Source organism: Pseudomonas sp. 2995-1 (assembly GCF_002742505.1).
GTDB classification, from domain to species: Bacteria; Pseudomonadota; Gammaproteobacteria; order Pseudomonadales; family Pseudomonadaceae; genus Aquipseudomonas; species Aquipseudomonas sivasensis.
In genome coordinates, this window is record NZ_LJSA01000319.1 from 328323 (window position 1) to 343267 (window position 14945).

Here is a 14945-nt window from a genome sequence, read left to right on the forward strand (position 1 = left end):
GTCTCCGAGAGAATACTTTTTAATTGCTGACCTTGAGACGCGTAAGGCGTCGCCAAAGTTCCTTGTGCGAAAGTTCATTCTGACACGTCAGAGCTCGGCTGTAACAGCTCCGGCGTATTAAGGTTGGCCAGCCGTGGGTCATCCGCCGGGCACTCCAGGCCCACGCCGCCCAATTGCAGGAATATCTTGCGCGGGCTTCGCTCGCCGGCTTGCCAGGCCTGTTCTACCTCGGTTTTGAGGTGTGTAGGGATGATGCAGATCAAGGGTTCCCAGAATTCGCCGTGGCGCACCATCACGGGCACCAATGGGTTTTGCCGCGCGGTCTCACGCAGGTCGGTGAGTAGGATCGCGTCGATAGCCGGCACATCGCACGGCAATATCAGCAGGTGCTCATGGCGCGCTGTGGCCAGCCCGGCGCGGATACCGGCGAGCGGGCCCGGAAAGTCCGGGCTGTCGTCGCTCACCAGCGTGTCGGCATAGGGCGCGTAGAGGTCCTGGTTGCGATTGCACGAGATGATCAGGTCATCCGTCAACGCTCGCACCAAGCGCTGTAGATGGGCGATCAATGGCTGGCCGCGCCATGCCAACAGACCTTTGTCCTGGCCGCCCATGCGCTGGCCGCGCCCGCCGGATAACAGCAAAATCGAGCAGGGAAGGGGCGAAGAATCTAACGACATAAAGGTTCCGCTGCGGCAGGTAAATAGGGGCCTGTGATATAACACCGGGCTGTTCCTCCGACAACCGGACCGTGCCATGAAAGCCAAGGCTGATGCGCCCTTCGTACCCCTGAATATCGCTGTATTGACCGTCAGCGACACCCGCACCCTGGACACCGACACCTCGGGCCAGGTTTTCGTCGACCGCCTCACCGCCGCCGGGCACAACCTGGCCGAGCGCGTACTGCTCAAGGACGACCTCTACAAGATCCGCGCCCAGGTTGCCCATTGGATTGCCGAAGACGTGGTGCAAGTGGTGCTGATCACCGGCGGCACCGGTTTCACCGGCCGTGACAGCACTCCCGAAGCCGTGAGCTGCCTGCTCGACAAGCAGGTCGACGGCTTTGGCGAACTGTTCCGCCAGATATCCGTGGCCGACATCGGCACCTCCACCGTGCAATCTCGTGCCCTGGCCGGCTTGGCCAATGGCACCCTGGTGTGCTGCCTGCCGGGTTCAACCAATGCGGTGCGCACGGGTTGGGACGGCATTCTTGCCGAGCAGTTGGACAACCGCCATCGCCCCTGCAACTTCGTCCCGCACCTGAAACAGGCCGCGCCTTGTGAATCCCGTGGGTAAGCCTGGCAAGACCGGCGCGCTGATGCCCGTGGAAGAGGCGCTGCAGCACCTGTTGGCGCTGGCCGAAGCTGCGCCGATCCGCGAGCCGCACGCCTTGCCCCTGGCCGAGTGTGATGGCCGGGTATTGGCGCAGGATCTGGTCTCCACCCTCGACCTGCCGCCGTGGCCGAACAGTGCCATGGACGGTTACGCGCTGCGCCTGGCGGACTGGACCGGTGAGCCGCTGGTGGTGAGCCAGCGCATCTTTGCCGGTCAGGCGCCTGAACCTCTGGCCGCGGGCACTTGCGCGCGCATCTTCACCGGCGCACCGGTGCCGCAAGGCGCCGATTGCGTGGAGATGCAGGAAAATGCCGTGGTTCACGCCGATGAGCGCGTGAGCTTTACCGAGCCCCTGCACGCCGACCAGAACATCCGCCCTCAGGGCCAGGAAACCACGGTCGGTGAACTCGTTTTGTCAGCCGGGACGCGCTTGGGCCCGATTGAGCTGGGCCTGGCTGCGTCCCTCGGCTGTGATCGTCTGAATGTAGTGCGCTGCCCGCGCGTGGCCGTGCTGTCCACCGGCGACGAGTTGATCGAGCCCGGCTTGCCGCTGGGGCCCGGCCAGATCTACAACAGCAATCGTCGCGTGCTGTGCAGTTGGCTTTCACGCATGGGCTGTGAAGTGATCGACGCCGGGATCCTGCCGGATGACTTGGAACAGACTCGCACGCGATTGGCGGGCCTGGGCAGTGTCGACCTGATCCTGTCCACCGGTGGCGTGTCGGTAGGTGAAGCGGACTTCCTTGGCATCGCCCTGCGTGAAGAAGGCGAACTGGCCCTGTGGAAGCTCGCGATCAAACCTGGCAAGCCACTGACAGTCGGGCATTTCCGTGGCGTGCCGGTGATCGGCCTGCCGGGTAATCCGGCCTCGACCCTGGTGACTTTCGCACTGTTGGCGCGCCCCTACATTCTGCGTCGCCAAGGTGTGGCCGACGTGGAGCCGTTGCGGTTCGACGTCCCGGTGGGATTCGTCTGGCCGAAACCGGGCAATCGTCGCGAGTATCTGCGCGGGCGCATCGAGCAGGGCAAGGCGATCATCTACCGTAACCAAAGCTCTGGCGTGCTGCGCAGCGCGGCGTGGGCGGAGGGGTTTGTGGAGGTGTTGGAAGGGACGACGCTGGCACTCGGTGATCGGGTTAATTTCATCCCGCTGAGCGAAGTCCTGAACTGAACACAAGTCCAAATGGGAGAGGGGGCTTGCCCCCGATAGCGGTGCTTCAGCCACACATCAGGTGACTGACACTCTGCCATCGGGGGCAAGCCCCCTCCCACATTTGGACCTTTGTGTGCCTGTGGCTATTCAGTAGTCGTCGCCACGCTCCGTGACGTCCCGCTCCACAGGCCGCGCATCCGGGTCATAGCCCACCGGGAACTTGCCCTTCAAGGTCCAGGCAAACGCAATGATCTCCGCGATGGTGCGGTACAACTCCTCCGGAATGCTGTCGCCCAGTTCCATGCGCGCCAGCAGCTTTACCAGCTCGGCGTTTTCATAGATCGGCACTTCATTTTCCCGCGCCAACTTGAGGATGGCTTCGGCCAGGGCATCGTCGCCCTTGGCGGTCAGGGTCGGCGCTTGCTGGCCGTCGTACTTGAGGGCAATCGCCTGGCGCGGTGGGTTGGAGTTCTTCATGCGGTTTCATCCACCCAGCGTTGCTCCAGTCCGGTTTTCGGCCCGCGTGGTGGCGTACCCAGATGGCAATCGAGGTCGCCGACGTTGATCCCCGAAGTCACCAGCCGCTCGCGCAAGTTGCCCAAATGGCTTTCGATCAGGCTGGCGGTGAACGGGCGTGTTGCCCACAGTTGGCTCGACAGTTTGCCCTGGGTCAGTTGTGCCTGGACCTGCAACGGCCCCAGCGGCTCCATATCGAATGCCAGCTCGACGCGCCATAGCATTTGCTTGGGGTCCTTGCGGTCTTTGCGTTCGGGCTGGTCTTTGTCTGGCGCCGGTTCTTCGCGCTGGAACTTGACCTGCAACGGCACGATGTCCTGCAGCGTGCGCATAGGAATTTCCAACTGCCAGGTGGTTTGCAGGCGGCCATCGGCGGTGGTGCCGGTCTGTTCCAGACTCGACAGTTGGTGGCTCTGTAACCTGGAAATGGCCCCGGCTGCCAGACGCAGCAGGTTTTCCAGGTCGCCTTCGCCTTCAAGCTTCGCCATCAGCCGCTCGGGCAGTGGAAAGCTGACCGGTGCCTGCCGCGCGCTGACTTGGCCCAGCGTGTTCAGTGGGCTGCGCACAAAATTGGGCAATACCTGGGCCAGCGTGTTGGCCGCAAGAATGGCGTTGAGGTTGGTACTGGCGGGCAGGGCGGGCAATAAGTCCGCGACAAGGCGCAGCAGTGCGCCCTTCATGTCCAGTGGTGGTATTTGGGGATTCTGTCCTGCGAGTAATTTGGCTTCCAGAAAGGCGCCGCTGTTCTGAATCACTTGAGCCAGGACTTTGGGGTTACTGACCTGTGCCAGATCGGGCAACGCCGCGAGCAAACGGTCGGCGGCGGCGCGCAGGTCGGCGGAAGTACTGTCGCCACGGGGCAGGTTTTGCATTGCGGTGAAGACCGCATCCAGGGAGCCCTGGCGACTTTGCTGGGTCGACAGTTGCTGGGTGACCGCCAATTGATCCTTGAGCCCGCTAAGCGGCACAAAATTCAAGGTCTGCGCGTTCTGCACCACGGCGCTGAGCAGGCTGCCTACGCGCAACGGCTGTGGGCTTTCCACCGTCAGTGTCGCGCCGGCCAGGGCGTTATTCAGCACCGTCACCAACGAACGATAGATCGCCGGTTGCGCCGTGCCCTGGGGCAGCATCTGAGTGGTCAATACCTTGGCTTGCAACAGCGTACCTTCCGGGACTTTGGCGGTATCGATGCGGGTGAGGGCGGCGACGTTGGCACTCAAAGCCTGTTGCAGGCTGAGGGTCAGATTGCCCGCTGGCGTCTGGCTCACCGCCACATTGCTGCCTAAGGGCAAGGGCTGCGCGCTGCTGGCCTGCACCAGCGTCTGGCGGCCGCCGTCCAAGGTCAGCTTGAGCAGCAACTGAAAGGCTTCACCGCCTTGTTTAAGGGCGATGACTTCGGCATTCGCGGTTTTCCCAGGGTCGATCAGCCCAATCTGCGGCTCCAGCAGTTTCAGCAGTGCCCCAGGCGCAGGCGCGGAGCTTTGCCCGGCTGCCGGGGTGGGAGGAAGCGTAGGAAGGTTGATCTCGCCTGTCATCGTGCGCATCGTCTCTGGGGAAATTGCCCTCTTTAGCGTAGGGCATCGCATGTATAATGCCGCCCGTCTGCAAAGAGAGCGCTAAAAACCTCACAACTATTTGATCCAGCTCTCTAAAATCGGTCGCCAAAGCCGTTATGGTGCTTCTTTCTATAACGGCCGCTGCACCGCCGACTTGAACCGTAAAGGCCCGCGATCTCTTGACCAGCCCTCTTCTTGAAGCCGTAGCGCTCTCCTGTGAACGCGACTTGCGCCTGCTGTTCGAGCACCTCGACCTGCGTGTGGCGGGTGGCGATATGGTGCAGATCAGCGGTCCCAACGGCAGTGGCAAGACCAGTTTGCTACGCCTGCTGGCCGGGTTGATGCAACCCACGGCCGGTGAAGTGCGGCTCAACGGCAAGCCCCTCAACGAACAGCGCACCGAGCTTGCACGCAACTTGATCTGGATCGGCCACGCGGCCGGCATCAAGGACGTGCTCACTGCCGAAGAGAACCTCAGCTGGCTCAGCGCCCTGCACCATCCCGCGACCCGCGACGCCATCTGGCAGGCCCTGGCCGCCGTCGGCCTCAAGGGTTTCGAAGACGTTCCCTGTCACACCCTGTCCGCCGGCCAACAGCGCCGCGTGGCCCTGGCGCGCCTGTACCTGCCGGGCCCGCCACTGTGGATTCTCGACGAACCCTTCACCGCCCTCGACAAACAAGGCGTCGCCCAGTTGGAAGAGCACCTGGCGCTGCATTGCGAGCAGGGCGGAACCGTCTTGCTCACCACCCACCACACCCTGGCGCGCATGCCCGCCGGTTACCGCGACCTTGATCTGGGCCGGTGGTCGGCATGAGTGTCTTCGCCCTGCTGGTCGCCCGCGAAGCACGGCTGTTGTGCCGTCGCCCGGCTGAATTGGCCAACCCGCTGGTGTTCTTTGCCATCGTGATTGCGCTGTTCCCGCTGGCGGTCGGCCCCGAGACTAAACTGTTGCAAACCTTGTCGCCGGGGCTGGTGTGGGTGGCGGCGCTTTTATCGGTTCTGCTCTCGCTGGACGGGCTGTTTCGCAGTGATTTCGAAGACGGTTCCCTGGAACAGTGGGTCCTTTCGTCGCACCCTCTGCCACTTCTGGTACTGGCCAAGGTGCTGGCACACTGGGCTTTTTCCGGCCTCGCGCTAGTCTTGCTCTCGCCGCTGTTGGCGATGATGCTGGGCTTGCCCGTCGAATGCCTGCCGGTATTGCTTTTGTCCTTGTTACTCGGCACGCCAGTGCTCAGCCTGTTGGGGGCCGTGGGCGCAGCGTTGACCGTCGGTTTGAAGCGTGGTGGCCTGCTACTGGCCCTGTTGATTCTGCCGTTGTACATCCCGGTACTGATCCTTGGCAGCGGCGCTTTGCAGGCCGCGCTCATGGGCATGCCGGCGACCGGTTACCTCCTGTGGCTTGGTAGCCTGACCGCCCTGGCGGTAACCCTGACACCCTTTGCAATCGCCGCCGGCCTGAAGATCAGCGTCGGCGAATAATGAGGTCTGACCCAGCGACATTGTCAGCTCTTCAACATAAGAAAGACCCTACGTTTCTCGCAATGACGAGAAGCAACCGTGAGAAACAGCAATGAACTGGACCTGGTTTCACAAGCTCGGCTCGCCCAAATGGTTCTACGGCATCAGTGGCAAACTGCTGCCTTGGTTCAGCATCGCCGCCGTGTTGCTGATCGGCATCGGCCTGGTCTGGGGCCTGGCCTTCGCGCCGCCGGACTACCAGCAAGGCAACAGCTTTCGCATCATCTACATCCACGTGCCTGCCGCGATGCTGGCCCAGTCCTGCTACGTGATGCTGGCGGTATGCGGTGTCGTCGGCCTGGTCTGGAAGATGAAACTCGCGGACGTTGCCCTGCAATGCGCCGCGCCCATCGGTGCGTGGATGACCGCCGTGGCGCTGGTCACCGGCGCGATCTGGGGCAAACCCACCTGGGGCTCGTGGTGGGTGTGGGATGCGCGACTAACGTCCATGCTGATCCTGCTGTTTCTGTACTTCGGTCTGATTGCCCTGGGCAACGCGATCAGTAATCGTGACAGCGCCGCCAAGGCCTGCGCGGTGCTGGCGATTGTCGGCGTGATCAACATCCCGATCATCAAATACTCGGTGGAGTGGTGGAACACCCTGCACCAGGGCGCCACCTTCACCCTCACCGAAAAACCGGCGATGCCCGTGGAAATGTGGGCACCGCTGCTGTTGATGGTGCTGGGCTTCTACTGTTTCTTCGGTGCCGTGCTGCTGATGCGCATGCGCCTCGAAGTGCTCAAGCGTGAAGCCCGCGCCAGTTGGGTCAAGGCCGAAGTGCAAAGCAGCCTGGGAGCGCGCGGATGAGTTTTGCTTCTTTCAGTGATTTTCTCGCCATGGGCCACCACGGCCTCTATGTCTGGACGGCCTATGGCATCTGCCTGGCGGTGCTGGCCCTCAACGTCGCCGCGCCGATCCTGGCCCGCAAGCGTTACCTGCAACAAGAGGCGCGTCGTCTGCGCCGGGAGACCGAAAAGTGAATCCGCTGCGTAGAAAACGTCTGATGATCATCCTCGCCATCATGGCCGGCGTCGGCATTGCCGTGGCCCTGGCCTTGAGCGCGCTGCAACAGAACATCAACCTGTTCTACACCCCGACCCAGATCGCCAATGGCGAAGCACCGGTTGATACCCGCATCCGCGCCGGTGGCATGGTGGAGAAGGGCTCGTTGAAACGTTCCGGCGATTCCCTCGACGTGACCTTCGTGGTTACCGACTTCAATAAGGCCGTGACCATCACCTACCGTGGCATCCTCCCGGACCTGTTCCGCGAAGGCCAGGGCATCGTCGCCCTGGGCAAACTCAACGCTGACGGCGTGGTGGTGGCCGATGAAGTGCTGGCCAAGCACGACGAAAAATACATGCCGCCGGAAGTCACCAAGGCGTTGAAAGAAAGCGGCCAATCGGCACCAACCCCAGCGAAGGAGGGCTAAGTGATGACGTCCGCACTGTTTATCCCCGAGTTGGGCCAATTGGCGATGATCCTCGCCTTGTGCTTCGCCATCGTGCAGGCCGTGGTGCCGTTGCTCGGTGCCTGGCGCGGCGACCGCCTATGGATGAGCCTGGCGCAGCCGGCCGCCTGGGGGCAGTTTGCCTTTCTGCTGTTCGCGTTTGGCTGCCTGACCTACGCCTTTATGACCGACGACTTTTCCGTCGCTTATGTCGCCAATAACTCCAACACCGCGCTGCCTTGGTACTACAAGTTCAGCGCCGTGTGGGGCGCCCACGAAGGTTCGTTGCTGCTGTGGGCGTTGATCCTCGGCGGCTGGACCTTCGCTGTATCGGTGTTCTCGCGCCAATTGCCGCAAGTGATGCTGGCGCGGGTGCTGGCGGTGATGGGCATGATCAGCATTGGTTTTTTGCTGTTCCTGATCATGACCTCCAACCCTTTCAGCCGCATCCTGCCGCAGATTCCATCGGATGGGCATGACCTCAACCCCTTGCTGCAAGACATTGGCCTGATCGTGCACCCGCCGATGCTCTACATGGGTTACGTCGGTTTCTCCGTGGCCTTCGCCTTCGCCATCGCCGCCTTGCTTGGCGGGCGTCTGGATGCCGCGTGGGCGCGCTGGTCGCGGCCATGGACCATCGTCGCCTGGGCGTTCCTGGGTATCGGCATCACCCTCGGCTCGTGGTGGGCCTACTACGAACTCGGCTGGGGCGGGTGGTGGTTCTGGGACCCGGTGGAAAACGCCTCGTTCATGCCATGGCTGGTGGGTACTGCACTGATTCACTCGTTGGCCGTCACCGAAAAGCGCGGCGTGTTCAAGAGCTGGACCGTGTTGCTGGCCATCGCGGCATTTTCCCTCAGCCTGCTGGGCACATTCCTCGTGCGTTCGGGTGTGTTGACCTCGGTGCACGCCTTTGCGTCCGACCCGGAGCGCGGCGTGTTCATCCTGATCTTCCTGCTGTTTGTGGTTGGCGGCTCCCTGACCCTGTTCGCCCTGCGCGCGCCGGTGGTCAAAAGCCAGGTCGGCTTTAATCTGTGGTCGCGGGAAACCCTGCTGCTGGGCAATAACCTGGTGCTGGTGGTGGCCGCGTCGATGATCCTGCTCGGCACTCTGTACCCGCTGGTGTTGGATGCCCTGAGTGGCGCCAAACTGTCCGTCGGCCCGCCGTACTTCAACGCGTTGTTCATCCCGTTGATGGGCCTGTTGATGGTGGTGATGGCGGTCGGCATGCTGGTGCGCTGGAAGGACACCCCGGTCAAATGGCTGGTCGGCATGTTGATGCCGGTGCTGCTCGGCAGCGTGGCCCTGGCCGTGGTCGCCGGGATTGCCTATGGCGACTTCAACTGGGCGGTGCTCGCCACCTTCCTACTCGCCGCCTGGGTGTTGCTGGCCGGTGTGCGCGACATCTTCGACAAGACCCGCCACAAAGGCCTGGTCAAAGGCCTGCCGACGCTGACCCGCAGCTACTGGGGCATGCAGATCGCCCACATCGGCATCGCCGTGTGTGCGCTGGGCGTGGTGCTGTCCAGCCAGAACAGCGCCGAGCGCGATCTGCGTCTGGCGCCGGGCGAGTCCATGGACCTTGCTGGGTACCAGTTCATCTTCGAGGGCGCCAAGCACTTTGAAGGGCCGAATTTCACGTCGGACAAAGGCACCGTGCGGGTAGTCCGCAACGGTAAGGAAATCGCCGTATTGCACCCCGAAAAACGCCTGTACACCGTGCAGAGCTCGATGATGACCGAAGCCGGTATCGACGCGGGTTTCACCCGTGACCTCTATGTGGCACTGGGCGAACCGTTGGGCGAGGGCGCCTGGGCAGTGCGCGTGCATGTGAAACCGTTTGTGCGTTGGATCTGGTTCGGCGGTTTGCTCACTGGGTTTGGCGGTTTGCTGGCCGCGCTGGACCGGCGTTATCGGGTCAAGGTCAAGAGCCGAGTGCGTGAAGCCTTGGGTATGCAAGGAGCGGCGGTATGAAGCGTTGGTTGATGGTGTTGCCGCTGGCGTTGTTCCTGGTGGTGGCGGTGTTCCTGTATCGCGGCCTCTACCTGGATCCGGCAGAGTTGCCTTCGGCGATGATCGGCAAGCCTTTCCCCGAGTTCTCGCTGTCGAACGTGCAAGGTGACAAGACGCTGACCCGTGCCGACTTGCTGGGCAAACCGGCACTGGTCAACGTATGGGGCACATGGTGCATTTCCTGCCGCGTCGAACACCCGGTGCTGAACAAGTTGGCTGAGAAGGGCGTGGTGATCTACGGCATCAACTACAAGGACGACAATGCGGCGGCCTTGAAGTGGCTGGCCGAGTTCCACAACCCTTACCAACTGGACATCCGTGATGAAGACGGCAATCTCGGTCTCAACCTCGGCGTTTACGGCGCCCCGGAAACCTTCTTCATTGATGCCAAGGGTGTGATCCGCGACAAATACGTCGGTGTGATCGACGAGGTGGTCTGGCGCGAGCAACTGGCTGCCAAGTACCAGGCGCTGGTCGATGAGGCCAAGCCATGAAGCGTCTGTTAGTCGCTGCCGTGCTGGCACTGGGTTTGGCGGGTGTGGCCCATGCCGCCATCGACACGTACGAATTCGCCAAGGACGGTGACCGCGAGCGTTTCCGCGAACTGACCAAGGAACTGCGCTGCCCCAAGTGTCAGAACCAGGACATCGCCGACTCCAACGCTCCCATCGCCGCCGACCTGCGCAAAGAGATCTTCCGCATGCTGGGAGAGGGCAAGGACAACCAGCAGATCATCGACTTCATGGTCGATCGCTATGGTGATTTCGTGCGCTACAAACCGGCCCTCACCGGCAAGACCGCGCTGCTCTGGTTCGGCCCAGCAGGGCTGTTATTGGCCGGCGTGGTGGTGATGGCGGTGATCGTGCGCCGTCGCCGCGCAGCGCCGACCGATGGTTCCGACGCGCTGTCCCCCGAAGAGCGTAAACGCCTCGACCAATTGCTGGACACCAAGACTGATGATTGATTTCTGGCTCGCAGCCGGCTTGCTGCTTCTGATTGCCCTGAGTTTCCTATTGATCCCTGTGTTGCGCGGCCGCCGTGCCCAGCGCGAAGAGGATCGCACCGCGCTGAACGTGGCGCTGTATCAAGAACGCGTCGCCGAGTTGCAAGTGCAGCAGGACGAAGGCGTGCTCAACGCCGCGCAACTCGACACCGGTCGCGCCGAAGCCGCCCGCGAACTGCTGGCGGATACCGAGGGTGTGGAAAAACCCCGCGAATCGCGCCTGGGCAAACCGCTGCCATTGCTCGCCGCCGTCCTCGTCCCCGTCCTTGGCTTGGGCCTGTACATGCACTTTGGTGCCAGCGACAAGGTCGAGCTGACCCGCGAATTCTCACAGCCACCGGTGTCCATGGAAGACATGACCCACCGCCTGGAACGCGCGGCTGCGGCCCAACCGGATTCGGCCGAAGGCCTGTACTTCCTCGGTCGCGCCTATATGGCCCAAGACCGCTCCGCAGACGCCGCGAAAGTGTTCGAGCGCACCGTTGCCCTGGCCGGGCGCCAGCCGGAGCTGCTGGGGCAGTGGGCCCAGGCGCAGTACTTTGCCGACAACAAACAGTGGTCGCCCAAGGTGCAGGCGCTCACTGATGAAGCCTTGAAGCTAGACCCGAAGGAAGTCACCAGCCTGGGCTTGCTGGGCATTGCGGCATTTGAAGGCAAGCGTTATCAAGAGGCCATCGACTACTGGACCCGTCTGTTGGCCCAACTGCCACCGGAAGATAATTCCCGTGCTGCCCTGCAAGGCGGCATCGACCGGGCCGCGCAAAGTCTGAAGGAGAGCGGGGGCAGCGTCGCCCAAAAGGCTGTGATGAAGGTACGTGTGGACCTGTCCGCCGACGTGAAGGCCAAGGCCTTGCCAACCGACAGCGTGTTCATCTTCGCCCGCGCCGTCAGTGGCCCGCCGGCACCTCTGGCCGTCAAACGCGTCACCGTCGCCGAATTGCCTGTTACCGTCGAACTGGGTGACGCCGATGCAATGATGCCGCAATTGAAACTGTCCAACTTCCCCGAAGTCCAACTGGTTGCGCGCATATCCCGGGCCGGTCAACCAACCACTGGCGAGTGGATCGGCCGCAGCCAACCCCTGGCCAGCAGCACCACTGCGCTGCAACAGCTGACCATCGACAGTCCGGACAAGTAATTTTGAGGAAACGCCTATGACGACCGCATTAGCACGCATCACCTTGCTCAGCCTGGTACTGGGCCTGAGCGCCTGTGCGGTCCATCGGCCACCACCTGGCCCGACCGGCCCGACTATCCCGCCGTCCGGCCCCTCGACTCAGCCGAGCACCAAGCCTTCCGGCCCGGTCACCCCGCCACCGAAGCCTGTGCCCACTAAATCGCCGACCTTCGCCCCACCACCGGGCGCCGCCAGCCATTGGGACGGCAAGATGCAGGTGTACGTGCTTGATGACCAACCGGACACGTTCTACCGCCAGCGCACCTACTACCGCTGGAGCAACGGCTGGAGCCGCTCCATCAGCCCCAATGGGCCGTGGGAAGACACCAACGTGCAAGGTGTGCCGCCGGGGTTGAGCAAGCAGTACGCGCAATGACAAAAGGCGACCTTTGGGTCGCCTTTTTCATGCCTGTGAATTCCATCCTTCCAGGCACTGAAGTTCAAATACGGGAGGGGGCTTGCTCCCGATAGCGCCAGGTCAGTCGCTGATTAGCTGAATATGGCATCGCCATCGGGGGCAAGCCCCGTCCCACAGTGGATCTCCTCAGCCCTCGGGCCATGGAGGCGCCGGTACCATGCCGCTTCTCATATGTTCATCAGTTTCGCCGCAATGGCATTCCAGCCAGCCGGTTCATGGATCATGGTCAAGTAGTCATGGCCCGCGAAGAACTGCCCCTGAAACGTGTGCTTAGCCATGATCTCCTTGATGATCATCGTGGCAGGGCCCAAGCCGGTATTGCCGGTTCGGGCATCGAGTGCACGACCTCGCACTTGAGTGGTGATTGCGGCGCCGAGCATCATCTTTCTTTGTTCAAGCTGCTTGATCTGATCTGCTCGGGATAAACCGGCGAGGCTGGCTTGCGGCATATCGCCGACGTTGGGGTTCTGTTCAAGAAAGGCCGCCCACTGCAACTCCATCGCCGCCACCTTGCACAGGGCGGCGTAACGGTCGCTGACCATCAGCCTGGCCAGTTCAAGTTGGAAGCTGACCATGATGAGCGGGATTTTCCCGACCAGGCCGATGCCGGTAAATGAAAGCAAGGTCGAGGTGGTCGAGATGGCCATTTCTGTGCCTCGAAATGCGAGCTTCTTGAACTTTACCTCGATGGCCAGTTGCAGCCATTTAATCGCATCACTGACTTGTTCATCACCAGCGGCGAAGGGTTGATAAGCCGCCAGCATTTTTGACAGCCGACGCAGATGTATCGCCGTAGAGGTCGTGGCAGACGCATGCCTGGCCGCATAGAAGGGCGCGGGAATAGGCGAGATCGCCGGGCTTATCGCCGCCACTCCCACCCCGGTTGCGCCAACACCCAAGCTTTTGTATTTGCGGTGTGAAAGCATCTTTTGGGTTTTGGGCGAGGGTCCGCAATTGCCGTTTTTGACAAAGTACGGGTTGAGTTTCAACCCGCTTTTTTCGCAGACCTTCATATAACTTCTGGCGGCGCCTATGGTTGTGATGATGGGGTGAAGGCCTGCCAGTCCGGAAAGAAGGCTAAAGAATATGTCTTCTTTTGACTGTTCTGTTTGAGCGGTTTCACGTACTTGCGCTGCGATTGAGTCGGGCACTGTTTCGTCTCCGTTGAGGGGAGAAGGGATAGGAGCCTGTACCGTAGATAAGCACCGTAGTGCTGGCTGTAGGATTGTTCGGGGAGGCATCACTCGTCTTTGTGGTCGCGCCGAACCTGGTGCGCTGCGGGTCGCACTCGGGTAATGTGGCCGCCGCCGGTCTGGCTGCCGAAGGATTGCTGGATATACTTTTCAGTGATCGCTATCCGCCCAGCCTGTTGCAGGCGGCATTTGTACGGGCCAGCGGGCCGAGCTGATGCAAGCCAGGCGCCGCGAAGGGCTTCCTGTGGTGCATAAGTCTGGCGACAAGCGAAGAGGGTGTGTTGATGGCGGGCAGGTTGATCTATCTCATCGGGCCATCGGGTTCGGGCAAGGACAGCCTGCTGGATGCCGCCCGTCCGCAGTTGGCCGAGCGCGGCTGCCGCATCGTGCGGCGCGTCATCACCCGTTCGGCGGAGGCCGTGGGCGAGGCGGCGCACGGTGTGAGCGCGGAGCAGTTTGCGGTGATGCGTACCGAGGGGGCGTTTGCCCTCAGTTGGCAGGCCAACGGCTTGTCCTATGGCATTCCACGGGAAATCGACGATTGGCTGGCGGCGGGGGATGACGTTCTGGTCAACGGCTCGCGTGCACACCTGGCGCAGGCCCACGCGCGTTATCCGCAGATGCTGGTGCTATTGCTGACCGTGGATCAAGGCGTGTTACGCCAGCGCTTGATCGCGCGGGGACGAGAGTTGCCGGCCGACATCGAGGAGCGCTTGGCGCGCAATGCGCGGTTTACTCAAGAGCTGATCGCCGGCAGTGGTTCAGGGTTGTTTGTGCTGGATAACTCCGGCCCCTTGGATCACACGGTCGAGCGCCTGCTGCACTGCCTGGATGCTGGGCATTCGGTATGCGCCTGATCCTGCTCCGCATCGGCGAGTTTGGCTGGTGATCTTCATGGCTCGCAGATCGTTGTTCCAAATCGAGCCTTGAGCGCTTTGCGGCCCTTTGGCGTCACACTCAGTGCGCGGCTATCCAGGTCCTGTGTTACCCATTCACGGCGAACAGCGTTTTGCAAAAGCGCCGCGCCCAAAGCACCCGCCAGGTGCGGGCGGCGCATGCTCCAGTCCAGGCAGGCGCAGGCGAATCGCCGTCGTTGCGTGCGCAGCGCCGCCACATCGATCCCAAGTTCAACCATCGCCTTGTCGCCGTGTGCGCTGAGTTGGTAGCTGTCGTTCCCGGTCAACCAGCCGGCCTCAATGAAATGGTCGTGCAGCGTGACCGCCAACGTACCCGCCATGTGGTCGTAGCAGGTGCGCGCAAACTGCAGACGCGTGGGCGTGCTCGGCACAAACGCCTTGGCGCTGTTGCGGCTGATCACCATCAACCCTTCAATCGCCTGAGCCACCGACGGACCGGCGAGGCTGTAGTACCGGTGACGCCCCTGCGTGTGCAACGTGATCAAGCCGTCGTCCTTGAGCCGGGCCAAGTGCGCGCTGGCGGTTGAGGTGCTGACCTCGGCAATCACCGCCATTTCGGTGCTGGTACGCGCATGCCCATCCATCAGCGCGCAGAGCATTTTCGTGCGCGCAGGTTCTGCAATTGCGCCGGCGACCTGTGAGAGTGCGGCGTCGTCGTCCTGGCCATTCATATTTCGTTCCTGAGCGAATCGTTACC

18 protein-coding genes and 1 pseudogene are annotated in these 14945 nt (G+C 62.1%); 14 read left to right on the forward strand and 5 right to left on the reverse strand.

The annotated features are described in order from the left end of the window. Positions 1–74: 74 nt before the first annotated feature. On the reverse strand, positions 75–677 hold the full coding sequence (gene mobA, locus AOA61_RS07710) for a molybdenum cofactor guanylyltransferase MobA (RefSeq protein ID WP_099601471.1): 603 nt from the start codon (positions 675–677) through the stop codon (positions 75–77). 76 nt (positions 678–753) lie between these two features. Here mobA and moaB point away from each other — a divergent pair, with 76 nt between their 5' ends. Both moaB and glp read left to right on the forward strand, forming a co-directional pair. Next, entirely contained in the window at positions 754–1293 is a 540-nt protein-coding gene (gene moaB, locus AOA61_RS07715; RefSeq protein WP_032889090.1) for a molybdenum cofactor biosynthesis protein B, read from the forward strand. After that, complete coding sequence (gene glp / locus AOA61_RS07720; RefSeq protein ID WP_099601472.1) at positions 1277–2503, forward strand: gephyrin-like molybdotransferase Glp; 1227 nt, start codon at positions 1277–1279, stop codon at positions 2501–2503. Before moaB ends, glp begins: the two co-directional genes overlap by 17 nt. Positions 2504–2632: 129 nt before the next feature. Here the strand turns inward: glp and AOA61_RS07725 are convergent, their stop codons facing one another. Together AOA61_RS07725 and AOA61_RS07730 are read right to left on the reverse strand one after the other, a co-directional pair. Next, positions 2633–2962 (reverse strand): EscU/YscU/HrcU family type III secretion system export apparatus switch protein, encoded by a 330-nt coding sequence (locus AOA61_RS07725; RefSeq protein ID WP_032889094.1) that lies wholly within the window; start codon positions 2960–2962, stop codon positions 2633–2635. After that, positions 2959–4536, reverse strand: a complete 1578-nt coding sequence (locus AOA61_RS07730; protein ID WP_099601508.1) for a flagellar hook-length control protein FliK — start codon at positions 4534–4536, stop codon at positions 2959–2961. Before AOA61_RS07730 ends, AOA61_RS07725 begins: the two co-directional genes overlap by 4 nt. 200 nt (positions 4537–4736) lie before the next feature. Here AOA61_RS07730 and ccmA point away from each other — a divergent pair, with 200 nt between their 5' ends. The 10 genes from ccmA (at position 4737) to AOA61_RS07780 (ending at position 12096) form a co-directional block, all read left to right on the forward strand. Beyond that, positions 4737–5372 (forward strand): cytochrome c biogenesis heme-transporting ATPase CcmA, encoded by a 636-nt coding sequence (gene ccmA, locus AOA61_RS07735; protein ID WP_099601473.1) that lies wholly within the window; start codon positions 4737–4739, stop codon positions 5370–5372. Beyond that, positions 5369–6037, forward strand: a complete 669-nt coding sequence (ccmB, locus tag AOA61_RS07740) for a heme exporter protein CcmB (protein ID WP_003189951.1) — start codon at positions 5369–5371, stop codon at positions 6035–6037. Before ccmA ends, ccmB begins: the two co-directional genes overlap by 4 nt. A 91-nt stretch (positions 6038–6128) precedes the next feature. Beyond that, complete coding sequence (locus tag AOA61_RS07745) at positions 6129–6884, forward strand: heme ABC transporter permease (protein ID WP_032889098.1); 756 nt, start codon at positions 6129–6131, stop codon at positions 6882–6884. Beyond that, on the forward strand, positions 6881–7057 hold the full coding sequence (gene ccmD / locus AOA61_RS07750) for a heme exporter protein CcmD (RefSeq protein WP_003172771.1): 177 nt from the start codon (positions 6881–6883) through the stop codon (positions 7055–7057). The genes AOA61_RS07745 and ccmD overlap by 4 nt, the downstream gene beginning before the upstream one ends. After that, positions 7054–7509 (forward strand): cytochrome c maturation protein CcmE, encoded by a 456-nt coding sequence (gene ccmE, locus AOA61_RS07755; RefSeq protein ID WP_032889100.1) that lies wholly within the window; start codon positions 7054–7056, stop codon positions 7507–7509. Before ccmD ends, ccmE begins: the two co-directional genes overlap by 4 nt. 3 nt (positions 7510–7512) lie before the next feature. Then, entirely contained in the window at positions 7513–9501 is a 1989-nt protein-coding gene (locus tag AOA61_RS07760) for a heme lyase CcmF/NrfE family subunit (RefSeq protein ID WP_095184240.1), read from the forward strand. Continuing rightward, on the forward strand, positions 9498–10034 hold the full coding sequence (locus AOA61_RS07765) for a DsbE family thiol:disulfide interchange protein (protein WP_032889103.1): 537 nt from the start codon (positions 9498–9500) through the stop codon (positions 10032–10034). The genes AOA61_RS07760 and AOA61_RS07765 overlap by 4 nt, the downstream gene beginning before the upstream one ends. After that, on the forward strand, positions 10031–10504 hold the full coding sequence (locus AOA61_RS07770) for a cytochrome c-type biogenesis protein (RefSeq protein ID WP_032889105.1): 474 nt from the start codon (positions 10031–10033) through the stop codon (positions 10502–10504). The genes AOA61_RS07765 and AOA61_RS07770 overlap by 4 nt, the downstream gene beginning before the upstream one ends. Beyond that, positions 10497–11681, forward strand: coding sequence for a c-type cytochrome biogenesis protein CcmI (ccmI, locus tag AOA61_RS07775; protein ID WP_032889107.1), 1185 nt, complete (start codon positions 10497–10499; stop codon positions 11679–11681). Before AOA61_RS07770 ends, ccmI begins: the two co-directional genes overlap by 8 nt. A 16-nt stretch (positions 11682–11697) precedes the next feature. Beyond that, entirely contained in the window at positions 11698–12096 is a 399-nt protein-coding gene (locus AOA61_RS07780) for a hypothetical protein (RefSeq protein WP_099601474.1), read from the forward strand. A gap of 209 nt (positions 12097–12305) precedes the next feature. Here AOA61_RS07780 and AOA61_RS31515 read toward each other — a convergent pair whose 3' ends face one another. After that, positions 12306–13289 carry a hypothetical protein gene (locus AOA61_RS31515; protein ID WP_177326449.1) on the reverse strand — a complete coding sequence of 328 codons (984 nt, stop codon included), beginning with the start codon at positions 13287–13289 and terminating at the stop codon, positions 12306–12308. A gap of 95 nt (positions 13290–13384) precedes the next feature. Here AOA61_RS31515 and AOA61_RS32160 point away from each other — a divergent pair. Beyond that, positions 13385–13616: pseudogene (locus AOA61_RS32160) on the forward strand (alpha-D-ribose 1-methylphosphonate 5-triphosphate diphosphatase); the annotation flags it as partial. Next, on the forward strand, positions 13616–14188 hold the full coding sequence (phnN, locus tag AOA61_RS07795) for a phosphonate metabolism protein/1,5-bisphosphokinase (PRPP-forming) PhnN (RefSeq protein WP_099601475.1): 573 nt from the start codon (positions 13616–13618) through the stop codon (positions 14186–14188). The pseudogene AOA61_RS32160 and the gene phnN, both read left to right, overlap by 1 nt. Before the next feature lie 35 nt (positions 14189–14223). Here phnN and AOA61_RS07800 read toward each other — a convergent pair whose 3' ends face one another. After that, on the reverse strand, positions 14224–14919 hold the full coding sequence (locus tag AOA61_RS07800) for a helix-turn-helix transcriptional regulator (RefSeq protein WP_099601476.1): 696 nt from the start codon (positions 14917–14919) through the stop codon (positions 14224–14226). Between the last annotated feature and the right edge of the window lie 26 nt (positions 14920–14945).